Annotated in this window: 23 protein-coding genes; 12 read left to right on the forward strand and 11 right to left on the reverse strand. The window is 44.9% G+C overall.

Translation table 11 applies throughout. From position 1 onward, the window contains the following. Window positions 1-150: 150 nt before the first annotated feature. The 3 genes from ACOJR9_RS14935 (at window position 151) to nspC (ending at window position 3,262) form a co-directional block, all read left to right on the forward strand. Window positions 151-561, forward strand: a complete 411-nt coding sequence (locus tag ACOJR9_RS14935; RefSeq protein ID WP_420933717.1) for a hypothetical protein — start codon at window positions 151-153, stop codon at window positions 559-561. Between the two features lie 197 nt (window positions 562-758). Then, window positions 759-1,961 (forward strand): saccharopine dehydrogenase family protein, encoded by a 1,203-nt coding sequence (locus ACOJR9_RS14940; protein ID WP_420933718.1) that lies wholly within the window; start codon window positions 759-761, stop codon window positions 1,959-1,961. 170 nt (window positions 1,962-2,131) lie between these two features. Then, window positions 2,132-3,262: a carboxynorspermidine decarboxylase gene (gene nspC / locus ACOJR9_RS14945; protein WP_420933719.1), complete on the forward strand. Its 1,131-nt coding sequence runs from the start codon at window positions 2,132-2,134 to the stop codon at window positions 3,260-3,262. 134 nt (window positions 3,263-3,396) lie between these two features. On the opposite strand, the gene ACOJR9_RS14950 is transcribed toward nspC, so the two are convergent. From ACOJR9_RS14950 to rsmI, 3 genes are all read right to left on the reverse strand, one after another. Beyond that, window positions 3,397-4,389: an LLM class flavin-dependent oxidoreductase gene (locus ACOJR9_RS14950; protein WP_420933720.1), complete on the reverse strand. Its 993-nt coding sequence runs from the start codon at window positions 4,387-4,389 to the stop codon at window positions 3,397-3,399. A 93-nt stretch (window positions 4,390-4,482) separates the two neighbouring features. After that, window positions 4,483-4,746 (reverse strand): hypothetical protein, encoded by a 264-nt coding sequence (locus ACOJR9_RS14955; protein WP_420933721.1) that lies wholly within the window; start codon window positions 4,744-4,746, stop codon window positions 4,483-4,485. Between the two features lie 104 nt (window positions 4,747-4,850). Beyond that, the gene (rsmI, locus tag ACOJR9_RS14960; protein ID WP_420936149.1) at window positions 4,851-5,687 is read right to left on the reverse strand and encodes a 16S rRNA (cytidine(1402)-2'-O)-methyltransferase; all 837 of its coding nucleotides are present in this window, start codon (window positions 5,685-5,687) and stop codon (window positions 4,851-4,853) included. A gap of 150 nt (window positions 5,688-5,837) precedes the next feature. Here rsmI and ACOJR9_RS14965 point away from each other — a divergent pair, with 150 nt between their 5' ends. The 6 genes from ACOJR9_RS14965 to ACOJR9_RS14990 all read left to right on the forward strand — a co-directional run bounded on the left by ACOJR9_RS14965 (window position 5,838) and on the right by ACOJR9_RS14990 (window position 12,730). Next, on the forward strand, window positions 5,838-7,901 hold the full coding sequence (locus tag ACOJR9_RS14965) for a penicillin-binding protein activator (protein ID WP_420933722.1): 2,064 nt from the start codon (window positions 5,838-5,840) through the stop codon (window positions 7,899-7,901). 9 nt (window positions 7,902-7,910) lie between these two features. After that, on the forward strand, window positions 7,911-8,252 hold the full coding sequence (locus ACOJR9_RS14970) for a YraN family protein (RefSeq protein WP_420933723.1): 342 nt from the start codon (window positions 7,911-7,913) through the stop codon (window positions 8,250-8,252). A 98-nt stretch (window positions 8,253-8,350) separates the two neighbouring features. Continuing rightward, on the forward strand, window positions 8,351-8,947 hold the full coding sequence (locus ACOJR9_RS14975) for a phosphoheptose isomerase (protein WP_420933724.1): 597 nt from the start codon (window positions 8,351-8,353) through the stop codon (window positions 8,945-8,947). Window positions 8,948-8,957: 10 nt separating this feature from the next. After that, window positions 8,958-9,539: a BON domain-containing protein gene (locus tag ACOJR9_RS14980; protein WP_420933725.1), complete on the forward strand. Its 582-nt coding sequence runs from the start codon at window positions 8,958-8,960 to the stop codon at window positions 9,537-9,539. A gap of 40 nt (window positions 9,540-9,579) precedes the next feature. Beyond that, window positions 9,580-10,929 carry an MFS transporter gene (locus ACOJR9_RS14985; protein ID WP_420933726.1) on the forward strand — a complete coding sequence of 450 codons (1,350 nt, stop codon included), beginning with the start codon at window positions 9,580-9,582 and terminating at the stop codon, window positions 10,927-10,929. Window positions 10,930-11,233: 304 nt separating this feature from the next. Further along, window positions 11,234-12,730, forward strand: a complete 1,497-nt coding sequence (locus ACOJR9_RS14990; protein ID WP_420933727.1) for a porin — start codon at window positions 11,234-11,236, stop codon at window positions 12,728-12,730. A gap of 179 nt (window positions 12,731-12,909) precedes the next feature. Here ACOJR9_RS14990 and zapE read toward each other — a convergent pair whose 3' ends face one another. From zapE to ACOJR9_RS15030, 8 genes are all read right to left on the reverse strand, one after another. Continuing rightward, the gene (gene zapE / locus ACOJR9_RS14995) at window positions 12,910-14,391 is read right to left on the reverse strand and encodes a cell division protein ZapE (RefSeq protein WP_420933728.1); all 1,482 of its coding nucleotides are present in this window, start codon (window positions 14,389-14,391) and stop codon (window positions 12,910-12,912) included. Window positions 14,392-14,607: 216 nt separating this feature from the next. Next, on the reverse strand, window positions 14,608-15,009 hold the full coding sequence (locus ACOJR9_RS15000) for a GFA family protein (RefSeq protein ID WP_420933729.1): 402 nt from the start codon (window positions 15,007-15,009) through the stop codon (window positions 14,608-14,610). Window positions 15,010-15,365: 356 nt separating this feature from the next. After that, window positions 15,366-15,755 (reverse strand): Na+/H+ antiporter subunit G, encoded by a 390-nt coding sequence (locus ACOJR9_RS15005; protein ID WP_420933730.1) that lies wholly within the window; start codon window positions 15,753-15,755, stop codon window positions 15,366-15,368. Between the two features lie 106 nt (window positions 15,756-15,861). Then, entirely contained in the window at window positions 15,862-16,131 is a 270-nt protein-coding gene (locus ACOJR9_RS15010) for a K+/H+ antiporter subunit F (RefSeq protein WP_420933731.1), read from the reverse strand. Continuing rightward, window positions 16,125-16,625 (reverse strand): Na+/H+ antiporter subunit E, encoded by a 501-nt coding sequence (locus ACOJR9_RS15015; protein ID WP_420933732.1) that lies wholly within the window; start codon window positions 16,623-16,625, stop codon window positions 16,125-16,127. Before ACOJR9_RS15015 ends, ACOJR9_RS15010 begins: the two co-directional genes overlap by 7 nt. Beyond that, window positions 16,622-18,148, reverse strand: coding sequence for a monovalent cation/H+ antiporter subunit D (locus ACOJR9_RS15020; RefSeq protein ID WP_420933733.1), 1,527 nt, complete (start codon window positions 18,146-18,148; stop codon window positions 16,622-16,624). The genes ACOJR9_RS15015 and ACOJR9_RS15020 overlap by 4 nt, the downstream gene beginning before the upstream one ends. Further along, window positions 18,145-18,513, reverse strand: a complete 369-nt coding sequence (locus ACOJR9_RS15025) for a Na+/H+ antiporter subunit C (protein WP_032097389.1) — start codon at window positions 18,511-18,513, stop codon at window positions 18,145-18,147. Before ACOJR9_RS15025 ends, ACOJR9_RS15020 begins: the two co-directional genes overlap by 4 nt. Beyond that, window positions 18,513-21,308, reverse strand: a complete 2,796-nt coding sequence (locus tag ACOJR9_RS15030) for a monovalent cation/H+ antiporter subunit A (RefSeq protein WP_420933734.1) — start codon at window positions 21,306-21,308, stop codon at window positions 18,513-18,515. The genes ACOJR9_RS15025 and ACOJR9_RS15030 overlap by 1 nt, the downstream gene beginning before the upstream one ends. A 304-nt stretch (window positions 21,309-21,612) precedes the next feature. Between ACOJR9_RS15030 and ACOJR9_RS15035 the strand changes: the two genes are divergently transcribed. The 3 genes from ACOJR9_RS15035 to ACOJR9_RS15045 are packed head-to-tail and all read left to right on the forward strand — an operon-like array spanning window position 21,613 to window position 23,824. Further along, the gene (locus ACOJR9_RS15035; protein WP_420933735.1) at window positions 21,613-22,278 is read left to right on the forward strand and encodes a DUF7010 family protein; all 666 of its coding nucleotides are present in this window, start codon (window positions 21,613-21,615) and stop codon (window positions 22,276-22,278) included. A 24-nt stretch (window positions 22,279-22,302) separates the two neighbouring features. Next, window positions 22,303-22,632, forward strand: coding sequence for a DMT family transporter (locus tag ACOJR9_RS15040; protein WP_420933736.1), 330 nt, complete (start codon window positions 22,303-22,305; stop codon window positions 22,630-22,632). A 13-nt stretch (window positions 22,633-22,645) separates the two neighbouring features. Next, entirely contained in the window at window positions 22,646-23,824 is a 1,179-nt protein-coding gene (locus ACOJR9_RS15045; RefSeq protein WP_420933737.1) for a sensor histidine kinase, read from the forward strand. The last annotated feature ends 8 nt before the right edge of the window (window positions 23,825-23,832 follow it).

The following is a 23,832-nucleotide window of genomic DNA, read 5'->3' on the forward strand; positions in this document are numbered from 1 at the left end:
TAGTGATAGTAAACTTATGAGTCCAATACACCGTAAACATTAATGAAAGGAAAAAAAGTACAGGGTATTAAAAACAGCAGTCCTAAAATAACAGTGACGATCTATGTAGTCATAGCATCGCAAGCAACGCTAACTTTGAGGAGATACAACATGATCGACCGACCAGTTACATTGCCAACCCCATTAAAAGAACTTGTTTCCAAATCACTTTCCATATGCAAACTAATGCTGCTAAACAGCGACGTGTTTTATCCTTTTGCAGCAATAAATCAAGACGGTAAAAACGGTTGTATCTTTGCAGACGAAACCACCGAGAGTAAACGTGAGTCCCAGCTCATCGAGCAACTCCAGTGGAGGATCATCGACACCACCACAGATACATACAGCTACAGTGTTTTAGTCTATGCAGCTACTATCAACACACAGAACAGTAAAAATGTTGATGCCATAGCGGTTGTAACATCGTCGCCTGATCAGGAAGAGCGGTTGCTTCTATATCCTTATCAAAAGATCGACGGGTCAGTGGTGGTATCACCGCCAATAACTACTGCGGCACCTTAATCGAAGTCTATGCACGACCTTAGCTTGACTTAACAACCTTGCAAACGTCGCGGTAGTTAAAACGCTCATAACGTTTTCTATGATTAGCAGGGAAATTTATACTATTTATACTGTCAGACACTGACTTTGCTTGCCAAATCGTCGGTGTCTGCTAGCATTCAGCAAAAATTTACTCGCAAAATTTAGGGATTAATACTATGCCTCGCGTTCTCATTATTGGTGCTGGCGGCGTTGCCTCAGTAACGGTTAAAAAGTGTGCTCGTTTACCACAACATTTCGATGAAATATTCTTAGCAAGCCGAACGGTGGCTAAGTGTGAAGCTCTTCAGCAAGAAGTTGGCGAAGATCGCGTGAAAGGCGTTTTTGCTTTAGATGCTGACAATGCTAAAGAAGTGGAAGCATTGATAAACGAAGTTAAACCAGACCTAGTGATTAACTTGGCATTACCTTATCAAGACTTACCTATCATGGATGCATGTTTAGCAACCAAAACGCATTATCTTGATACTGCGAACTACGAGCCAAAAGATGTAGCAAAATTTGAATACTCTTGGCAGTGGGCGTATCAGGACAAGTTTAAAGACGCAGGCATCATGGCGCTGCTTGGTAGCGGTTTTGATCCAGGTGTTACTAACGTCTTTACTGCGTATGCAGCTAAACACTACTTTGATGAAATTCACTACCTTGATATTGTCGATTGTAATGGTGGTGATCACGGGCAAGCGTTTGCGACTAACTTCAACCCTGAAATCAATATTCGCGAAATTACTCAGCGCGGTAAATTCTGGGAAAATGGTGAGTGGAAAGAAACCGACCCGCTTAGTGTGAGAGAAGATCTTGATTACCAAAATATAGGCGAGCGCGCTTCGTACCTTATGTTCCATGAAGAACTTGAGTCGTTGGTGAAACATTTCCCAACCCTTAAACGTGCCCGTTTTTGGATGACGTTTGGTGAAGCTTACCTTAACCACCTTCGCGTGCTTGAAGGTATCGGCATGACGAGCATTGAGCCTATCGAATTTCAAGGTCAACAAGTTGTGCCCTTAGAGTTTCTGAAAGCTGTACTACCTAACCCAGGCTCGCTTGCAGAAGGTTATGTCGGCATGACCTGTATTGGTACTTACATTACAGGTGTAAAAGATGGCAAAGAAAAAACCATCTTTATCTACAATAACTGCGAACACGCTAAGTGTAATGAGGAAGTAGGTGCTCAGGCGGTATCTTATACCACGGGTGTTCCTGCAATGATTGGCGCAGCGCTTATGCTTAACGGCACGTGGAAAGAAGCCGGTGTGTGGAACATGGAACAATTTGACCCAGACCCTTTCATGGATATGCTTAACGAACACGGACTGCCGTGGCATGTACTAGAGTGCGATAGCAGCCCATTCAGTAAGTAAATAAGTTTGAGCTCCTATCAAAACTGGCGCTGAGATTGATGCCGATTTCGCCACTGCAGTGAGTATCGCCAGTAAGATAGATTGCTTTAAACATGCTATATCTACAAAATTACGAGGGGCGCTATTTTTTAAGTGCCCCTTTTTACGTCATTGACCGGAGCGTGAACACCTTGACCGATCTCACCAAACGCACTGATATTCCCTCACCCTGTTACGTTCTTGAGGAAGCAAAATTAATTCGTAATCTAACCCTGATGAAGCGGGTTCAAGACGAATCAGGCGTGCGAATTATTTTAGCGCTTAAAGGCTTTTCCATGTGGTCTTGCTTCGATATCGTCAAACAATATCTTCAGGGAGCCACCGCAAGCTCAGTGTGGGAGGCAAAGTTAGCAGCCGAAATGGGCAAAGAGGTTCATGCCTATTCCCCTGCTTATAAAGCCGAGGACGCAAAAGCACTGGCTTCACTAGTACATCATTTATCCTTTAACAGCCTCAGCCAATGGCACACCCATCGTGATGTGCTTAAAGACGTGTCACTAGGGCTGAGAATTAACCCTGAGCACCAAGAGGCAGATACACCACTTTACGACCCCGCAGCACCCGGTTCGCGGTTAGGGATAAGAGCGGATGAGTTAGAGGGAATAAGCCTTGACGGAATTGAAGGTTTTCACTGCCACAATTTGTGCGAGTGCGATTCTTTTGCAACAGAGCGTACATTGCAAGCCATTGAAAAACGATTTGGCAAATGGCTACATCAATTGAAATGGTTGAATTTAGGCGGCGGTCATTTAATGACAAGTGAAGGCTATGACGTTGAGCACTTAATCAACACATTATCGTCATTTAAAGAGCGCTACCCCCACCTTGATATTATTCTAGAGCCGGGCTCTGCCGTAGCGTGGCAAACAGGCCCTTTAATATCAGAAGTGGTGGATGTGGTGAATAACGAAGGTGATATTGCCATATTGGATATCTCGGCCACGGCGCACATGCCAGATGTGTTAGAGATGCCCTATCGACCTACCGTGTTAAATGCGGCATTACCAAATGAAAAATCACACAACTACAAACTTGGCGGCAACTCATGTCTCGCTGGCGATGTTATAGACACCTACTCCTTCGATGAGCCTCTGGTGGCGGGAAGCCGTGTTCAGTTTGAAGATATGATGCATTACACCATGGTAAAAACCACGTTTTTTAATGGTGTTGACCATCCTTCCATTGGCATATTGCGCTCGAACGGCGAATTTGAATTAGTGCGAAGTTTCACATACGAAGACTTCAAAGGGCGCTTGTCTTAAGCCTATAAATCTAAAAAAGTCGGCCAACATTGGCCGACTTTTCTTAGTGTTTTTTATGTTCTACCGTGCTGACCTTTTTTCTACGAGTTTCGATGTAACCGAAACCATTTTAATTACGCGTCAGTCCCGCATTTCTAATGCATTATCTCGGCTAATAGCGACACACTCTTTAACCTAGCGTCTACATTATGGATGGGCATTGAAACAATCAGCTCATCAACCTCAGTTTTCCCTACAAACTGTGCCAGCTGCTCACTCACAGTGTTTTTTGAGCCGACTAGCGCATACTGCAATACATGAGACAGCATTGCATGGTCAGTAGGCGTACACATTGTAGATAAGTCGTTTGTGGGTTTAGCAAAAGGCTTATTAAGCCCTCGGCGCATATTCATAAACTGTTGTTGAACCGAAGTGAAAAGGTATTGCGCTTCCTCATCAGTATCGGCGACTACCGCCATTACCCCTGCCATAACATAAGGCTTTTCCAATTTTTCGGACGGGGTAAACGTAGAACGATAAATATGCAAAGCATCAAAAAGCTGGTCTGGTGCAAAATGCGAGGCAAATGAATAGCGAAGCCCGAAAGATGCGGCAAGCTGCGCACTGTATAAACTAGAGCCTAATAGCCACAAAGGAATATGCGTATTAGCGCCTGGCACCGCAACAATGTTTTGCGCGGGTTCAGGAGTACTCAAGTAACGCTGAAGCTCTTTTATATCATCGGGGTAGGTGTCTATAGCATTTGAATTGCTGAGGTTTCTACGTAATGCTTTAGCGGTAGCCATATCGGTACCTGGAGCTCGGCCAAGCCCTAAATCAATACGCCCGGGATATAACGTTTCTAATGTGCCAAATTGCTCAGCAATGACCAGAGGCGAATGGTTGGGCAACATCACACCACCCGCTCCAACTCGAATATGATTGGTCGCATTAGCAATATTCCCTAGTACTACCGCAGTCGCAGAACTTGCCACGCCATACATACCGTGATGTTCTGCCAACCAAACCCGTTGATATCCACTGCACTCTGCTTGCTGAGCTAGCTCTCGCGAATTACTCAGTGCATCACTTATACTCTGGCCTTCTGAAATAGGTGCCAAATCAAGCAGTGAAAGGGGTAACGGCATTACATACCTCATGATTTTATTGTGGTAAGTCAAAGGCCTGCAAACGTGTCGGTGTTAGTTACCGACACGTTTGCAGGAATTCATCGATAGCGCTTAAATAACACCACTACCTTTCGCGGTTTCGCTTTCATCTATTTCCCCTTCCACTAACACTATGTCATCTAGTTCAATGGTAAATGGGGTACCTTGCTTTCCGGTTACGCTGTAGCGAAAACCATACATCTCGCCTTCATTAAACGATATTTCAGCGCTGGTATTAGGGTGAATTAAATCAAACACGCCCGAATCGTTGGCCTTAGAGAAAACATCAACCAGCCACTTGCCTTCTGCCATAGTGATTTTCAGTGTTTTTTTCATTTACGCCTCCATTTGCTGTTATTTAACATTCTCTCACTAACACCTTGTAATTGGTAATAAGTACAAGGCAGTTAAGATCAGTGCTAACCCTTATCACCTCAGGTTTATTCTTTTGCGTCTAACCCCGCTTGATAAAGTGCATTTTTCTTTAAACCATAGTGGCCTGCAACTACCGCAGCAGCTTTTTTCAGTGGAATATGCTCACAAAGTGTGTGCAGCAATGACATTGCCTCAGAGGGAATTTCCTGTTCACTAACGTGAGCTGGACCAATCATCACCACAAATTCGCCTTTTTGGTGGGCCGCATCGGATGTTAGGTAATCAATAACATCTTGGGCGCTGCCACTTACATAGGTTTCGAAAGTTTTAGTCAGCTCTTTCGCCACCACAATATGCCGCTCCCCGAGCACGCGCTGAATAAGCGTTACTGTGTCTAAAATTCTGCGCGGCGCTTCGTAGAACACACTGGTGTAAGGTCTATCTAGCAGCGCAGTAACCGCACTTTCACGAGCCTGTGCTTTTACTGGCAAAAACCCTTCAAAGATAAACTTGTCTGTGGGCAAGCCCGACGCGCTTAATGCAGTAATGGCGGCGCAGGGGCCTGGCAATGCGCAAACCGGAATGCCCTGTTCGCGGCAGCGACGTACCAAGATAAAGCCAGGGTCGCTTATTAGCGGTGTACCTGCATCACTGATTAACGCAACCGCCTCGCCACCTTTTAGTCGCTCACATAACATGGCTGCACGCTTATCTTCATTATGATCGTGCAGCGATAATGTTTTGGTAGAAATACTTAAGTGCTGAAGCAATCTTGAGCTGTGGCGCGTGTCTTCTGCGGCAATCCAACTTACATTGCCAAGTACCTCGATAGCACGAGCACTGATGTCGTTTAAGTTTCCGATTGGGGTGGGTACAATGTATAGCGTAGCAACATCATTCATAGCATTGGCAGAGTTAGTCATAAATAAATAATACAAACGTAATAATGCGGTAAGTGTAACATGCCAATAGTCCAGTTTATGCCGCCAAGCGTAGATTTTCACACTGGTTGAGATAAACTGAGCCCATATTGAAGTAAAAGGAATGAAACTGTGCGCCATACCGGAACCCCTGGAAAACACATTACGCGTTTTGCGGTCACCTCATTACTGCTTTCACCGTTATTGTTAGTAGGCTGCACGAGTACGCCTCAAAAAGTGGTTAGTGTCTCAACAAACGTAAAATCGCCTGTCGAGCAACCTGTTTTCCAAAAAGAGATTACGCCTGAACACAAGCTTGTCGAGGCAAAAAAGGTGTGGATTGAAACTCGCAATAAAGCGCAAAGAGACACCTTACTTCTAGAGGCCGCTGAGCTGTATATCGCAAATCAAAAGCCCCTGTTGGCGCAGCAAGTATTATACGAGGTAAAGCAAGACGGCGTGTCTACCGCAAACCAGTCTGCTTATGCCCTGCTTATGGCAAAAATATACGTAAACGACCCTGATGCATCGCCTCAATCCCTACTCACCATGCTTGAGTCTGTTTCTGACCAAAGCCAATTTGCTGTTGAAAAAGCACACCTGCAGACACAGTTGTTTATCCGCGAAGGCAATTATGGCGCGGCGGCAAACAGCCTGTTGAAGACCGACATCACTGACGAACAAAAAGTAGAGCAAATTTGGGCATGGGTAACGTCAATCACCTTATCGTCACTTGACGACGTGAGCTCGCAGTATCCCGCTCTTTCTCCTTTTGTTTCACTTAGAAAGTTAACGCAAGAATATCGCTTTAAGCCTGAGCAACTTGCCGCCAATCTTCGCAATTTTAAACGTGTGTATGCAGGTCATAGTCTAGGCAAGGCTTTTCCTAAAAACGTAGATAGCGCTACCCAGCTTTCTCGCCCAAGTATCGACAGTATTGCTGTACTGCTCCCGTTATCTGGGCGTCTTGGCGCAACGGGAAACACCATTAAAAACGGCATCATGGCAGCGTATTATCAGAGCATTGAAGATAATCAGAGCGAGCGCGACCTGCCTCAGCTCAGCTTTGTCGATACCACCGATAAAAACGTCGAGAGTATTGTAAGTGCCATCGGAGAAGCAAAATTTGTTATTGGCCCGCTACTTAAAGATAACGTTGAACGCATAGTGCCTGCCCTACCTACTGGGGTAAACGTATTAGCCCTAAATCGGTTTGATAACGTGCAACAGGCAATGGGCGAGCTTAATAGAACTACTGATTTGCTTGAAAACCAAGACACTTCTGCGAATGCTGATAATGTTGAACGCAAACCACTTTCAGAACAAAAAACTACAGAGCAAAGCTCTGCTGTGCAATCCGTCCTAACCAAACAAGCACCGAAAGAACACACAATGGCAAATCAACCTGTTGCAGCTAACTTTTTTGGTCTAGCACCAGAAGATGAAGCCAAACAGCTTGCAAAGCTTATATTTAACAAAGGTTTCAGGGCCCCTATTGTTATTGCAGAGCAGAGTTCTCTCTACATGCGTATGGACGACACATTTAAAGCGCATTGGGAAACACTGAACAAGGCAGAGGGTAAGCGCCGCACCAACATCACGTCGGTCTCGTTTAATGATAGCAACTCGCTGAGAGAGGGAATTACTTCAGCGCTAGACGTGGCGCAAAGCAACGAGCGAATTAATCAAATTGAGTACATGACCAATGACGAAGTGTACAACATGCCTCGCAGCAGACGAGACATAGACGCGATTATCGCGTTTGCTTCACCACAAGACACTGAACTACTTAATCCGATTATTGAAGCAAGCCTTAACCCTCTAGACGGACAGCCCATACCCGTTTATGCGACGTCTCGCTCTATGGATTACGACAGCGGAAAAAACCAGTGGCGAGATTTGAAAAACATTCACTTTATCGATATGCCCTGGTTAATGCCCCAGCATAAATGGCAAGATTTAGCCCAAACCGTCGACCAAGCCTTTACAGCACAAAGTACCATGCAAAAGCGTTTATTCGCCTTTGGCTATGACGCCTATGAGCTGCTTCCACAGCTCGGCATATTAAACACGCTTCCATATTTACGTCACGAAGGGCTTACCGGCTCGCTGTCGTTAAACAATCATGGTGAAGTAGAACGGCAGCAACCTAGGGCTATTATTCGCAACGAAAACGTGGAAATGCTCACAGAATAGAGAGTCATTATGTCGCTAGTGCAAGGGAATGCAGCAGAGCAACAAGCCTGCAATTTTTTGTTGGAACAAGGTCTAATCTTGCGCTGTCAAAATTATCGTACTCGCCGAGGCGAATTAGATATTGTGATGCAAGACGGCGACACCATTGTGTGTGTTGAGGTAAAATACCGAAAGAGTACAAAATTTGGCAATGCAGCAGAATTCGTCACCGCACAAAAACTGCAGCGAATTCAAGCTGCGTTTGAGTTTTATTTGTTAGATAATGGCCTCAATTCGACGTCTACCTCATTGCGGATCGACGTTATTGCTATAGACGGTAATCATCTTCAATGGCTAAAAAATATCGGCTAAGTTGTTATGTTACAAAAGCCAATAATTCGAAGCGCCTCATACGCGCCCACCAGCGCTGAAAATTTCCTATCAGCAGCTTGCATAAAAAGAGAAAAAGTATGATTGAACAAATTAAAGCTAACTTTACCGAAAGCATTCAGACTAAAATTGCTGCCTCTGAGATTTTACCAGAGTCGATTGAGAAAGCAGCGAGCATGATGGTTGAAGCGCTTATTCGTGGCAACAAGATTCTTAGCTGCGGTAATGGTGGTTCAGCTGGCGATGCCCAGCACTTCTCTTCTGAAATGCTTAATCGATACGAAAGAGATCGCCCTAGCCTCCCTGCTATTGCCTTAACTACTGATACTTCAACTATTACGTCTATCGCTAACGACTACAGCTATGATGAAATTTTTGCTAAACAAGTACGTGCGTTAGGTCAACCGGGTGACATTCTTCTTGCTATTTCTACCAGCGGAAATTCACGCAACGTCACCGCAGCCATGGAAGCCGCACTGTCGCGTGACATGACGATAGTTGCACTGACCGGTAAAGACGGCGGAGAAATGGCCGGATTTCTGAGTGAGCACGATGTAGAAATTCGTGTTCCCTCGAACCGCACCGCACGAATTCAAGAAGTACATTTACTCGTCATTCACAATTTGTGCGAGTGCATCGACGATAGCTTATTCCCAGCTGATCACGGTGACGAGTAATTATTTATTTATGATGCCATTTACAAAGCCCATTAGCATTTTAGTGGTAATCTTTGCCATGACCTTACAGGGTTGTGTTGTAGCGGTTGGCGCAGCTGGCGCAGTGGCGGCAAAGGTAGCCAACGACCGGCGAACCGTGGGTACCCAACTTGACGATCAAAATGCCGACAGTGCTGTCGCATTTCAATGGTCGAAAAGCGATGCATTGAAAGAGCAAGCCAACTTACAGGTTGACGTTTATAACGGTGTAGCATTACTTACTGGTCAGGCGCCTAACCAAGCGTTGATAGACGAAGCGGTTGAACGCGCCCAAAACGTGGATTACTTAAAGAAAATACATAACCAAGTGCGCATTGGCACTCCAATTGGTGCAGGCACTCAAGCAAACGACATTTGGCTAGCCTCGAAAGTGAGAGCTAAACTCGTTGCTGATGAGCGCGTGCCTGCGTTACAAGTCAGGGTAGTAGTGCAAGACTCAGAAGTATTTCTTATGGGCAGATTATCCAGTCTAGAAGCCACCGCAGCTGTCGACATTGCTCGTAATGTGACAGGCGTAGCTAGAGTTGTGCGCGCCTTTGAAATTAATCAGTAAAGACACAGCCACCGCCCTTCTTGTGGCGGGGGCGCTCTTTATGGAAATTCTGGATGCCACGGTCATTACCACGGCGCTTCCGGTTATTGCAACAGACTTTGGGATCCCTGCTGCGCACCTTTCCATTGGGGTATCCGCATACCTTGTTGCGGTTACCCTATTCATTCCTCTCAGTGGTTATGTAGCCGATCGCTTTGGCGCTCGTACCATATTTATTGCTGCCATTGGGGTATTTACCCTTGCCTCTGTGCTATGTGGTTTAAGCACCACTTTGGTTGAATTTACTCTATCGAGAATATTACAAGGAATTGGCGGGGCAATGATGGTGCCCGTTGGCCGATTAGTGGTACTTCGTGACCTGCCAAAAGAAAAGTTAGTGAAAACAGTGGCCATTATTACTTGGCCGGCGCTGAGTGCCCCTTTGCTCGGCCCCGTATTAGGGGGCTATATTGCCACCCATCTCAGCTGGCAATGGATATTCTTTATGAATATTCCTTTGGGCTTTATTGCTATTATTGCCTCAGGATATTTACTTCAAAATACGAAAGGCGAAGTAAGCACATTCGATATAAAGGGCTTTTTGCTTACTGGCGTAGGGTTTGCACTTTTTATGGCTGGCATTGAGTTGCTTGCAAGTAACGCTGAAAGTATAAAACAAAGCGCCGCTATTATTTCGGTAGGTTTTGCGAGTATGTTACTCGCTATATGGCATATAAAATCGGCAAAGCACCCGCTTTTCTCATTTGATGCAATGCAGCATCGGACCTTTCGACTATCGGTGTATGGTGGCTCTGTGGTGCGTATAGCACTAGGCAGTGCGCCTTTTCTTATTCCTCTGATGCTACAACTGGGCTTGGGCTACTCACCTGTTGAAGCCGGCTCTATCTTGCTTTGGCTGTTTGCAGGTAACCTTGCTATTAAACCTGCTACAACATGGATAATGAATACCTTTGGTTTTAAGCCAGTATTGATTGTTAACGGAGTACTCATTGCGTTAGGTTTTGTCGCCTTGGCAATGATTAATGTAAACACCTCATCCTTTACCATTGCAGCGCTGCTTTTTATCAATGGCATTACACGCTCAATGCATCTCACTTTACTAAATACCATCGCTTTTGCTGATGTCCCCCCTGATAAGATGCGCGACGCAAACACCCTAAGTGCAATATTGATGCAGATGAACAGGGGATTGGGAATAACACTTTCTGCACTGGCCATTGCGGTGGCAGCTTTAATCCTCGGTCAATCTGCCGAGACACCAGATTTAACAACATTCACCATTGCCATGGTATTTATGTCAATTCTTGCGTTAGTAAGCATTACAGACAGCATCATGCTTTCAAATAACGACGGCAACGCGGTGTTAAACAAACGCAAAAATTCACATTAAAAGACGTGTCATTTATTCGTTTAAACATCGACGGTTGAAATATAAAGTTGAGAGTGCGCTGATATCGATAAACGCCACTAAAATTGCAATTGGCACCATGAGAAGCTATCACCTTCGTCAAAACCTAACGATAGAATAATTTAGTATTCACCACGAAAAAAAGTTTTCGTTGATAAACAACTTTATATCCTTTCACATTGCTTCAATTATCACTATACTCTGCCGCTTTTTGATTATTACAGATTTATGTCAGAAATGTGACAGCGCTGGATATTTCGTTAGCCCAATCCTTTCAGGTGAATTTATGAGTGTTACAATCAGGTTTTTCTGCCTTTTGTTAATTATGACGGCTTTTTTTACAAGCCCTTCGATGGCGCTTGAGCTGTATGTCGACAAAGATACGCAACAAGTTTATGCTGCGCCGGGAAAAAACCGAGTAAAGCTAGGTGAGTTTGAAAGAAAGCAAGACATCGAGGAACTTGAGGCGAAATTAAGAGCAGAAATTGAAGAAGAGTTTTCATTAAAATACGGCATCGTAAGTGAAAGGCAATCGTCTGATAAGCAGAATGACACAGTGTTAGCGGACTCACGTACAACAGACGACTCCCGCACTAAAACCGCACTAAAAGAAAACAAATCAGCGTCAGACGCTAACATCAGTTATGGTCAAAACGGCTTTACATTCAGCACCGATAATGAAAATTTTTCATTGGCCATTCAAAACAGAATTCAAGCGCGCTTCGCCACACCTTTTGATAGTGATCCTCGCACTTTAGATGACTTACAGAGAGATCAAAACTCGTTCATGATTCGTCGAGCACGTACTAAGTTAAGAGGGCATGCTTATGTGCCATGGTTGAAATACTATTTGCAGTATGACTGGGCCCAACCTGTATTGCGTGATCTCAATTTAACTATCGATAAATACAAATGGGCACAGGTAAGAATTGGACGTGGCAAAGTAAGCTACAACAACGAGCGTGTGACATCGTCAGGAAAGCAGCAATTTGTTAATCGCTCGATAGTCAATGACATATTTACGGTAGACCGCCAACAGGGTATCGAAGTCAAAGGAAATCTGTTTCCAAGTGCGTGGCATGACATCACTTACTATGCCGGGGTATTCACTGGATTAGGTGTAGGCGAAAGGAATAATGATGATGACAACTTGATGTATTCAGGCAGACTTCAGTGGAATGCGCTGGGAGGAGAAATGAAGTTTTCTCAATCTGATTTGACATTTCATGAGCAGCCAGCACTGAACATTTCGATAGCGGCCAATACAAATACAAGCAGGTGTACTGCGTTTGAAACAGATAATCGCAGCTGTCGAAGGTTGACAGACGTTGATACCAATGGTGTTGCAAAATACCGGGACCCATCAACAGACGCTCAAAATGGTCAATATAAAATTGACCAAATAATGGGCGAAATACAATTTAAATGGCAGGGCTTTTCTTTTTTACATGAATTGCACAGTAAAAAAATTAAAGACACACTCAATAATGATGAGGAAACAACGTTACTAGGCGGTTTTGTGCAGGCTGGTTTCTTCCCGCACTACCATATGGAGTTTTTATCACCACAAGTTGAGTTAGCGGCGCGCTATGCATTTGTTGATATGAATACCGATCGCAGTAGCGATAAACAAACAGAACTAAGCACGGTGATTAACTATTTCTTAGATGGGCACAGTAGCAAAATAAGTCTGCAGTTGAGCCATTTAACATTGCAAGACCCTATTTTACTGAAAGAAGATTCTGAAAATAGATTGTGGGCACAATGGGACTTTTCTTTTTAATCCCAAGCTCCTTTTTTTTACAAACGGGCCTATCTAAAGCGGCCCTTGATTTGTTGCAAATTGATTGGCAGCCAGAAGCACATTGCAATCGTGGGGTAAGCAGATAACAAACGTCACTAATTCGCTCTGCTACAGATGAGAGGCACTTTTTAGTTGGTAGAGCACCTTATCGCATGACGTTATTGCCGTCCCCATCCCTTTCCACCCATTTCTACCAACCGAGATGCGGCTCGTCGAAAGGAAAAGGCGAGATCATTGGCAGATGAAAATTGTGCCAGTGACACGCCAACTCGCCCCGTCGCCGACCACTCATAATATTTCCCCTCTTTGGTGCGGATCATGGTGGTCGCAAAGGAACTCGAGTTTCCTCCCTTGTCATTGACAATCAATTCGCCATCGCCGTCACTGCTTTCGACTTGCGCTTCAAAATCAACAAACAATTCGTCGAGCGGAACTTGAGCCGCCAGCACCAAGCGGGTACGAGACTCATAACACGCGTCAATAAGCGTCACAAATCGTCGTGCTTCGTTGAGGTGATTGGCGTCCAGTTGGGGGACGCGTTCCATAATGATGACCGGAAATCGGCGGCAGAGGGAAATATAATCGGCCGCCCCGAGCGGTTGGTAGCACAATTCAGAAAAGTCAAACCAGGCACACTGGTCATTCAATCTGGCGACTTGGACGGTACGACCAAAGAGGACGGAAATGCTCTCGGCCTCAGTTGTGGATGCAGTGCCACCAAATATTTCTTCCAACTGCGCCTGTATGTTGTTGTTAATATCATTATCGCCATGAACATCCTTATTTGACCAAAAATAGGATTGACCATCCGCCCGACTTTCACGTCGATAATCCTTCTGGGAATCCACCATGGAAACAATGTCGAACGTGTGTTTTAACAATGCTATGAATGGCAAAAAGAGAGAGCGGTTAATGCCTCCCTCATACAAGGCATCGGGGGAACGATTCGAGGTGGCCACCACCACGACATTCTGATCCAATAATAATAAAAAAAGTCGTTTCAATATCATGGCATCGGCAACGTCTGTGACTTGAAATTCGTCGAAACAGAGGAGTTGGGCCTCTTGTGCCAATTGTTTCGCAATGATGGGGATCGCATCCTCTCGTGGGTGCTCCTGTTTGTAGACAAAGATTCGATGATGGACGTCTAGCATGAATTCATGAAAGTGGACGCGGCGTTTGGTAATCTTTGCGTGTTTGTGGCTGTTATTTTTACTGCAAGAATCTTCATCATCAGGAACAGTAACCAACGCATAAAAGAGATCCATTAGAAAGCTCTTGCCGACCCCGACCGGCCCATGAATGTACATACTTCGCGGTGGTGGACCATAAGACCACAAATGGAACTTCTTTCGAAGAAAAGACTGGGCGGATGCCAGGGAACGCGCCAGTAACGGCGGACCGCTGCTTATAGTGCTGCCCTTTGTCTGATGGTCGGTGCGCATGGGTACTGGTGGGAGAGAAGCAAGAGACTCGTGCAGAGCATCGAGTTTTGCCGCCAGAGCAACTTGCGCATCATCTCGTCGCATCTCTCCCGCGTCCACCTTGCGTTCATAAGCCGCTGTTACGGGACCTGTCGAGAAGCACCGCCGAGCGACGCGATGTTGTGCTATCACTGTCTTCATCATCACCGTTTTCATTGTCTTCATCATAGAGCTGATGTGTTTATCAACATGATGATATGATACGCTAGATTTCTATATGGGTATCAAATGGATTTGTAGTAGAGACACGAGTTTCGAAGTTCAATTATTATAACCTTAGCAAAACTGGCTGAATAATATAAATCAAAATAGCCTTATTATGGTGACAGCTTTGCCACGTCTGAGTGCTTTGACTTGTTATGTGATGGACTATCAATTTGGCAGCCCTTCGAACTTTGGCAATGCGCCTAATTCTTTATCCCAAACAGCTTTGCTAGATGTAAATATGTGAGCTGTTGGCGACATAAAGACTTCCGTGTCCAAACACCCGGCGGGAATGACTATAAGACCTGCGTCGTGAGTGCTTGGCAATGCTGAACCACACACTTTACAAAAACTTTTTTTGTGGCGAGTGCCTGCAAGCTTAAAGGTAGCTACAGAATCTGAACCTGCCAACCAGATTAGTTTAGCTGACTGTGAAAATAAATGTGCCGCATGAGCAGAACCGCTATCCTTTTGGCAATGCTGGCAGTGACACAGGTAAAAGCTATCAAACTCTCCTTGCACTTCAAATTTCGCAGCACCACACAGACAAGAACCCAAATATTCAGTCATCCTTCCCCCCTCATCTATGGCTTATATGAAAACTTCATTGAAACAACCCTTTATTACCATGCACGCATAGTAATGACATTATCCTTTATGTCTCGTAGTTCATGGTTAATCTGTTCTGTAGGTCGGCTGCCCCTCTGTAAAATGCGGTTGACTGGATATTTTCAGTCATCACGCTTCAAAACAAAGAAGGCATAAATGGCCAACTCACCGTTTTTAGAAAGTATTCGTCATGTAATGAGAACGAAGCGCCACTTAATACAAATGGGGAAAACCGACCCGTTGTGGATAAAACGACTCATTTAATTTAGTCAAAGGCGGTAAAGACCCCATAACTATGTTACTCGCCAATCCGCACTTCACTCGTCATTTCTACTCGAACTAGCTTCGTCATCCACAGACTGTTGCTCTCTAGCATTATCAACTAACGCTTGGTTTTGAGTCGACTGCATGGTTTTTACTTTATGATGCATGGCAACTTTGGCCAGTATGTGTGCAGTTACCGGCGCTGTGATCACCAAAAACAGCGTTATCAACAGCGCGTGAACACTGATGTAGCCTTGAAGGTGAGACATGTAAATAACCGAACTTAGTAAAATGCCCCCTAAGCCCACTGTGGTCGCTTTAGTGGGAGCATGAAGTCGTGTGTAAGCATCTTTCAAGCGAAACAAACCAATTGAGCCCACAAGCACAAAGATACCGCCAATCGTAAGTAGGGCTGACACGGTTAACTCAAGCCAAAAATTCATTACCTCTCCTTATTCGCAGCCTTTTCATTTTATTACTCATTCGATTACTTACTTTTAGCTATCAATCTTTTATTCAGCTTTTATAAAGTTCTTATTCAATCATATCTTATTCAATAATATCGCCGCGAAGAATATATTTTCCGAATGCAACGCTACTCACAAAACCTAGCATGGCAATAAGTAGTGCCGCTTCAAAATACAGTGACGTGCCCTTGTGCATGCCGTACACCATGATTAGCGCGATACTATTAATGAACATAGTATCCAGTGCCAATATGCGGTCTACCACGTCTGGCCCGACTAATAATCGCCATAGATTAAGGACTAACCCTATTGAAATCATGATCCCCACACAAAGCAGCGTAAATGCTAACATTGAAACATCTCCTTAATGGCCGATTCATATCGGTCTTTGATGAGCCGTATCACTTCCTGCTCGTCATCTGGCATTTGCAGCACATGCACATACAAATAGCGTTTGTCTTTTGAGAGCTCGGCGGTAACCGTTCCTGGCGTCATAGTTACCGTACTTGCCAGTATGGTAATAGGGCGAATTTCTTTAAGATCTAACGGCACGGCAACAAAGCCAGGTTTTATTCTGCTCATGGGGCCAAGCACTAAAATCGCCACCTGCACATTTGCCACTACCACATCGCCAAGTACCATAAAGAAGTATTTAAGTGCTTTAAGCGGCTTTTTAATTCTCGGCTGTGAAATTTGTAACGGAGCACACAATAAGGGGATCGCTATAGCAAATACAGACCCCAGAATAATGTGGCCTAAGCTTACGGTCACATTCAACATAAGCCAAATAACAAGTAATATGGCGCTGCGACCAGGCGTGGGAAGCAGGCGTGACAACAAACTCATTGCGAACCTCCCTGTAATTGCAACACACTTACGGGAAGCCGCACGTCGTGAAGCTGCGTAGCCGCCGTTGCAGTGTATTCGGTAATAGCCCCAGCAAAAATTGCCATTACTGGCGATGCCACCAACAGCAATGCAACACCCACAACTTGCCAGAAAGATGCCGACTCATTTTCTGAGTTGCTGCTATCGCCAGCATGCCTCCAAAAAAGTGTCGTACCCGCTCGTGCAAGGGCGATAATAGTGAGTAGCGTGGAGATAAGTACCGTAGACCACACTAAAGCCTTATCGAGCCCAGACGCGGCAGATTGTAAAATCACCACCTTGCCGATGAAGCCAGAAAAAGGCGGCAAGCCGACAACCACCATAGCAGCAACAAAAAATAGCGCGCCAAGCAGTGCTGGTTGAGTCACCTTTTTAGCGACAACAAAACGGTCAAAGGCTTTGCCTCGCTGCTGCCCTATCATATCGGCAAGCATAAAAAGTACTGCGGAAATCAATGTGCTATGCAGAGCATAGTAAAATGCCGCCGCACTTGCTTCAGGGCCTCTTATTGCGAAAGCCATTAACAAAGTGCCCACCGATATAAGCACCGTATTAGCCGCAATATTGCGTAAGTTAGGGCTAGCTAACACGCCAATTGTTCCAACAATTACTGTTAACATAGCGAGCGGCCATACCCAGGGCAAAACCATGTTGCTAAGCGCCCCTGCCCCATCACCAAAAATGACGGTGAACACCCGAAATATGCTGTAAATACCCACCTTTGTCATGATGGCGAATAGCGCAGCCACAGGGGCACTGGCAGCGCTGTAGGTATTGGGCAACCAAAAATGTAAGGGCAGCATGGCGGCTTTAAGCCCAAACACCACCAATAGCATCATGCCGCCTACTTTGGCCAGCACTTGCTCTGCCTCTGATAAGGCACTTATTTTAAGAGACATATCTGCAATGTTTAGCGTACCGGTAGTGCCATACAAAGTGCCCAAGGCAATCAAGAATATGGCCGAGCCCACTAAATTTAATATCACATAATGCACGTTGGCTTGGGTTCTTTGCTTTCCACCACCGTGAACCAGCAGCACATAAGATGCGATTAATAACACTTCAAAAAATACAAACAGGTTGAACAAGTCGTGTGTTAAAAACGCTCCGGTTATCCCCATTAACTGAAACTGCATTACAGGGTGAAAATAACGTCCTTCACGGTCGGTACCAGCAAAGGAATAAAGCGTAGATGCTAGCCCCAGGAAGCCAGTGAGAAAAACCAAAAGTGCGGCTAGAGAATCTGCATACAATATGATGCCAAAAGGCGCCTGCCAGTTACCTACAGCATACATAATAGGCCCAGCATCGATAACTTTTGCCATTAGCGCTATTGAAATAGCAATTTGCAGTAAGCACAACAATGCTGCTGCAACTCTTCTATTTACGTTGCGTTCAATGCCAGCAAAAGGCGGTAGTAAAAGAAGTAACCCACCTATCAAAGGAACGAGAATGGGCAGTATGGGTAAATGGTCCATCATTGCTTACTGCTCCAGCGAGACACCGACTGCTTAGGTCTGCCGGGTGGCTCTTTCCCGTCCACAAAATCGTTACCAAGATCGGCCCTTGCCCGCATAGACAAAATAACCGCAAAGGCTGTCATGGCGAAACCAATTACAATTGCCGTTAATACTAAGGCCTGAGGAAGTGGGTCTGCGTAGGTTTCTGATTTACCTAAAATAGCGGCGCCGTCTAAACTTAGTCGTCCAGTTGAAAACAGGAATAAATTAACGGCATAACCAAGCATCATTAACCCCATTACCACTGGAAATGTGCGGCCTCGCAAACATAGGAATACGCCGCTAAATGTCATCACGCCTACACAAAGTGAATACAGTAATTCCATTAGTTTTCCTCCATCGTAGGACGATGCTCGGTGGTAAGCTTACCTAGGTTTGCCAGTATTAATAACGTTGCCCCAACTACCGTGAGATAAACACCTAAATCGAATACCAGTGCGCTAGCCAACTCTGTCTTTCCGATGAAAGGAATATCGAAATAATCAAACCACGATGTTAAAAATGGCTTTCCGAAAGCCCAGCTACCCACTCCTGTAAGTACAGCCAGCAAAACGCCCCATGCGATCACACTTTGATAATTAACAGGTATACGTGGTGTTACCCACTTAACGCCATGGGCAATATATTGTTGAATAAGCGCTACGGAGGTAACTAAGCCTGCAATAAACCCACCGCCGGGCATATTATGACCTCGTACAAAAATGTAGGCCGACACTAGTAGCGCAAGAGGAAGCAACGACTGAGAAATCATCACTAAAATAGGCGGGTGAATATCCTTCGTCCACGGAATGCCCCTCTCATTGGCCGACGGCATGGCAAGGGGAATTCTGGTCAACAACTTAAAGATCCCCAGTGCAGCAATGCCCAAAACGGTAATTTCGCCCATGGTATCGAAGCCACGAAAATCTACCAAAATAACATTAACAACGTTGGTGCCTCCGCCGCCTGTTTTGCTGTTTTCCACGAAAAAGTCAGAGATAGTCTCGAAGGGACGAGTGATTATTGCGTAGTTGATTGTTGCCACTATACCGCCGATAACGGCGGCAATGCTTAAGTCGCGAACCACCCGCTTTGGCGCTGAATCGGCAGAGGTTTTTTGTGGTAAAAAGAACAGTGCTAGCATCAACAAAATAACCGTAACAATTTCTACCGCTAACTGGGTTAACGCAAGATCCGGCGCCGAAAAACGAGCAAAGGTAATTGATACCACAAGCCCCACTACCGAAATTGCAATAAGTGCGGTCATACGCTGTTTATGCAAAATAGCAGTCGCGATAGCGCCAATACACAGTATTGCCGCCAGTATAATTTCAATGCCGTTTACAGATTGAAGTGGTGAACTTCCCGCGGCGTTGTTCAGCATTATCAAGGGTGGTGCGGTCATCACTATCACTAACAGGAACAGCAACCCTACATAGCGCTGCAGTGATTCATTGTCTAGCGTGTTATGCATTTTCTGAGCATACAATACGAGTTTCTGCATGGCCTGCTCAAATATCAGCTTTGCATCTGGGTCGTTGAACTGAAACTGAAAGCGGTAAAGAGGATGACGGTTAATATACAACACTACCCCACCCACAATAGCGATTACGCTCATCAGCAGCGGAATATTGAGCCCGTGCCATATCGACAAGCTGTAGTAAGGTAAAGGTGACGCAGGGAATAGCGTAGAAGCTGAAACAGCGAGTAAATCGCCTGCCATAAAGCCAGGGAAAATGCCGACTAAAATACACAGTACCGCCAAAAGTGCTATGGGCAGCATCATGAATACAGGAGGCTCTTTCGGTGTTTTAGGCAATGCTTCTGGCTCACCTGTAAAGAATACGTCCTTGATAAAGCGCAATGAGTAAGCAACCGATAATACACCGCCTACGGTTGCAAAAACTGGGACCATCCACGATAGCGAGCCAAACACAGCTTGTTCTAGTGTTTCTGCAAAGAACATTTCTTTCGACAGGAAGCCATTGAATAAAGGAATACCTGCCATTGCTAAAGCAGACACCATTGTTAATGTGGCCGTGTAGGGCATAAAACGCCACAGCCCGCTAAGCTCACGCATATCTCGTGTACCGGTTTCATGGTCGATGATACCCGCAGCCATAAATAGCGAGGCCTTAAACACAGCGTGATTCATAATATGAAAAAGCGCTGCCACCGCAGCTAACTCGGTATTTAAACCTAGCAATAATGTAATAAGCCCCAAATGACTAATAGTGGAATAGGCAAGCACGCCTTTTAAATCGTGTTTGAACATAGCCACGTAAGCGCCTAGCAAAAACGTGGCAAGACCCGCTAAACTGACTAATAAAAACCATAGTTCTGTACCTGCTAATACGGGGTAAAGCAGCGCTAAAAGGAATATCCCCGCTTTCACCATAGTAGCAGAGTGCAAGTAGGCGCTTACAGGCGTAGGTGCTGCCATGGCATGAGGTAGCCAAAAATGAAAAGGAAATTGTGCCGACTTGGTAAATGCACCAATTAGCACTAATACCAACACCACTGGATAGAGGCTGTGTTCTCTTATGGTGTTGGCGCTATCTACTATTACACCTATATCGTAAGTTCCTACAATATCACCTATTAACAGAAACCCTGCGAGTAAAGCTAATCCACCGGCACCCGTTACGGTAAGTGCCATACGCGCCCCTTTTCGAGATTCCGACTTAGACGACCAAAACCCTATTAGTAAAAACGAGCTGATGCTGGTGATTTCCCATGCCATCCAAAGCTGCAGCAAATTATTTGCCAGCACAATAGAGAGCATAGCGGTCATAAATAGAATCAAAAAACCATAAAACCGCCCCACTGGCTCTTTTGCAGACAGGTAGTAACGCGCATAAAAGATAACAAGCAGGCCAATACCTAGGATAAGAAAAGCAAAAAGCAGCGCTAGGCCGTTAAGCCTCATTGACAGTGTAAGGCCTATCGCTGGGATCCATTCGATATAGTCGGTAATAACGTCGCCAGCAAATATAGCGGGTGCAAAACTCGCGATAATAGACAATGATACCGCAGGGGCGAGCATCGTCATGGCAGTGCACACATTTCTACCGAGCTTTTCGGTAGCTTTCGGTACAAGGGTGCCGATGAGTAATAAAATCGGGATCCAAAATAGGCTCATTAGATGAAACTTTCCTTTCTAGTTTTCATTACCTTCAACAAGGGCCCTGGTAGTTTTTCTTTTGTGCATCCAACACGCTCAGGCAAAGCAACACGATACTAAAAAGTGTATTACTAAGACAGTAGAATACTGAAACTAGGCCTATTTGGTTTACAAAGCGCCTTCTTAACGCGTGTCCATTGTTCACCGTATCGATGACAATTGTCATGCGGCATTGGTGATGTTTGTGACTTACTTAAGTGCAGTCGTACCTTCATACTTCAACCTTCTCAGCACTCTCAACACAGCATTGAAGGAAATGAACATGAACGATGTTATTGCAGAGCGTCCATTACACCAAAACTCACAAAGCCACTTGGCGAACCACTTAAATAGCCAAATAGAAGGCGGCTCACTCGATAAAGCCCAAAATCAACCTCTATCAGCTCGTGACTTATCACTTGATGAGCAACGCGCGCTATTTAAGCAGAATAGGTTTATTGCCATGCCTTTGGCCGGCACCATCGTATGGGCTTTGCTCGGTAGTGCGGCGCCTTTTGTATCTGAGGTTGCGATTACGTGGATGTTGTACATTGGCACAGGCGCTATTTTTTATCTCGGCGCAGGTTTGTCTTATCTCACTGGCGAACGCTTTTTCTCAAAAGATAAGCCTAGAACGAGTTTCGATACACTCTTTTTCGTGGGCATGGTAATGAGCTTAATGGTATTCGGGATAGCTATGCCTGTAGCTGCCATCGACCATACCACCGTACCGTTAACCTTAGGCATATTAGCAGGATTGATGTGGATGCCCCTGTCTTGGTCTATCGAACATTGGGTGGGCTACTTTCATACTAGCGCCCGCACCGCAGGTATTGTAGCAGCATGGTACTTATTTCCTGATGCGCGGGTAGAGGCCATTTCAGCGGTTATTGTTGCTGTCTACATTGTATCTCTTTATGCATTAGAACGTCGCTACCAGTCTCTTTAACACTACAAGAAAAGGAAGTTATTTATGATTTATCTATTGTTAGCACTTGCCATTGTTACCGAAGTGACTGCAACCATGCTTCTTAAAGCGTCGGATGGATGGGAGAAATGGGCATTTGGATATGCTGCCATTGCATTTTATGCTGTATCTGGAGGGTTATTTTCGGTTGTATTAAAGCACATGGGTATAGGAGTCGCTTATGCCATTTGGTCTGGTTTGGGTATAGCACTGATTACAGCGGCATCAGTGGTTTTCTATAAACAAACCTTCGACATGTTTGCCGTGATAGGTATTATACTGATTGTGTCTGGAACAGTGCTTATTACGAGTAAGTCTGCCGTCGTATTTCAATAAGGAAGAAATACTTGTGTTTAAACACAATACTGATACCCAGTTAGAACAAGTGCCCACCATGCCGTTGCTCGCAAGTGGGCGCAAAAAGCGGTGGTCGTATAGCAGCCTATTTTTTTCCTTGTTCTTTTTTGTGCCGCTTATACTTTCACTGCCTCTGAGCAACGCTGTAATATCGTTTAACGTTTTATCCTATACGCTGTTTGTAATTACTTACCTTGTCGCGATTAATAAACCGCAGCACCAGCTTCCGTTTTACATAACCTTTATATTGGCACTCGGGTATATCACCACCTACAGTAATCCAGGTGGTGCCGTATTTTTTGGCTTTGTCGCGTTTATTTGCGGTTATTACTATGCGCTGAAACGGTCAATGCTTATCATGTCATTGGTGCTTGTTTCGCTTGCCGCACTTCAATTTTATCTCATCAAAACAAACGATTACTTTTTGCTTGCGGCAGCGATAAACAGCGTCGTACTTCTTGGCTTTGGCATTATGGAGCGCAAAGAAACCCTTCATCAGATAAAAGAGTCCCAGCACGCCGCGTCGTTACGCACACTGTCAGCTATTGCAGAACGTGAACGCATTGGACGAGATTTACACGACGTTGCGGGCCACGCGCTAAGCTCTATTTCTTTAAAAGCACAACTTGCCGATAAGCTACTGAGCAAAAATAACGTTGAATTAGCACAGCAAGAAGTGAGGGCTCTAGCAGCGTTATCCCAGTCACTTCTAAGTGAAATACGCCATGCAGTATCAGACATTAAACAACTTTCATTAACTGATGAAATTACCAAAAACAAAGCCTTACTCATGGAAAAAGACGTCAGTGTTAACTTGGATATTGATGATGATATCAATCAACATATTAACGCGATGGAAGAAACCCAGCTGGCGCTTATGCTTAAAGAACTCTTTACCAATACACTTCGCTACTCAAATACTACTCATGTAACCTTGAGTTTAAAATTATCGCTGATTGGTACGCCCCACCCTGCATATACACTGGAATATCACGACTTTGGTCGTCTAGATAACGTCAATAAAATAAAAGAAGGCAATGGCTTAAAGGGCATAAGAGAGAGAGCCGCGTCGATAAACGCCCTGGCCACTATGACATTTTCCTCTCACCCTGGTTTTACATTTACGCTTAAACACAAAACACACAAGACGCCCCTGCATACTAACTTATAAAGGAAGCA

Source organism: Alteromonas ulvae (genome assembly GCF_048987005.1).
In the GTDB taxonomy this organism is placed as follows: Bacteria; Pseudomonadota; Gammaproteobacteria; order Enterobacterales; family Alteromonadaceae; genus Alteromonas.

Coding starts and splice junctions, on each gene's coding strand:
- ACOJR9_RS14935 (WP_420933717.1), top strand. CDS start 151: ATGATCGACCGACCAGTTACATTGCCAACCCCATTAAAAGAACTTGTT.
- ACOJR9_RS14940 (WP_420933718.1), top strand. CDS start 759: ATGCCTCGCGTTCTCATTATTGGTGCTGGCGGCGTTGCCTCAGTAACG.
- ACOJR9_RS14950 (WP_420933720.1), bottom strand. CDS start 4,389: ATGCCGTTACCCCTTTCACTGCTTGATTTGGCACCTATTTCAGAAGGC.
- ACOJR9_RS14955 (WP_420933721.1), bottom strand. CDS start 4,746: ATGAAAAAAACACTGAAAATCACTATGGCAGAAGGCAAGTGGCTGGTT.
- rsmI (WP_420936149.1), bottom strand. CDS start 5,687: ATGAATGATGTTGCTACGCTATACATTGTACCCACCCCAATCGGAAAC.
- ACOJR9_RS14970 (WP_420933723.1), top strand. CDS start 7,911: ATGTCGCTAGTGCAAGGGAATGCAGCAGAGCAACAAGCCTGCAATTTT.
- ACOJR9_RS14975 (WP_420933724.1), top strand. CDS start 8,351: ATGATTGAACAAATTAAAGCTAACTTTACCGAAAGCATTCAGACTAAA.
- ACOJR9_RS14980 (WP_420933725.1), top strand. CDS start 8,958: ATGATGCCATTTACAAAGCCCATTAGCATTTTAGTGGTAATCTTTGCC.
- ACOJR9_RS14985 (WP_420933726.1), top strand. CDS start 9,580: ATGGAAATTCTGGATGCCACGGTCATTACCACGGCGCTTCCGGTTATT.
- ACOJR9_RS14990 (WP_420933727.1), top strand. CDS start 11,234: ATGAGTGTTACAATCAGGTTTTTCTGCCTTTTGTTAATTATGACGGCT.
- zapE (WP_420933728.1), bottom strand. CDS start 14,391: ATGAAAACGGTGATGATGAAGACAGTGATAGCACAACATCGCGTCGCT.
- ACOJR9_RS15000 (WP_420933729.1), bottom strand. CDS start 15,009: ATGACTGAATATTTGGGTTCTTGTCTGTGTGGTGCTGCGAAATTTGAA.
- ACOJR9_RS15005 (WP_420933730.1), bottom strand. CDS start 15,755: ATGAATTTTTGGCTTGAGTTAACCGTGTCAGCCCTACTTACGATTGGC.
- ACOJR9_RS15010 (WP_420933731.1), bottom strand. CDS start 16,131: ATGTTAGCATTTACGCTGCTTTGTGTGGGGATCATGATTTCAATAGGG.
- ACOJR9_RS15015 (WP_420933732.1), bottom strand. CDS start 16,625: ATGAGTTTGTTGTCACGCCTGCTTCCCACGCCTGGTCGCAGCGCCATA.
- ACOJR9_RS15020 (WP_420933733.1), bottom strand. CDS start 18,148: ATGATGGACCATTTACCCATACTGCCCATTCTCGTTCCTTTGATAGGT.
- ACOJR9_RS15025 (WP_032097389.1), bottom strand. CDS start 18,513: ATGGAATTACTGTATTCACTTTGTGTAGGCGTGATGACATTTAGCGGC.
- ACOJR9_RS15030 (WP_420933734.1), bottom strand. CDS start 21,308: ATGAGCCTATTTTGGATCCCGATTTTATTACTCATCGGCACCCTTGTA.
- ACOJR9_RS15035 (WP_420933735.1), top strand. CDS start 21,613: ATGAACGATGTTATTGCAGAGCGTCCATTACACCAAAACTCACAAAGC.
- ACOJR9_RS15040 (WP_420933736.1), top strand. CDS start 22,303: ATGATTTATCTATTGTTAGCACTTGCCATTGTTACCGAAGTGACTGCA.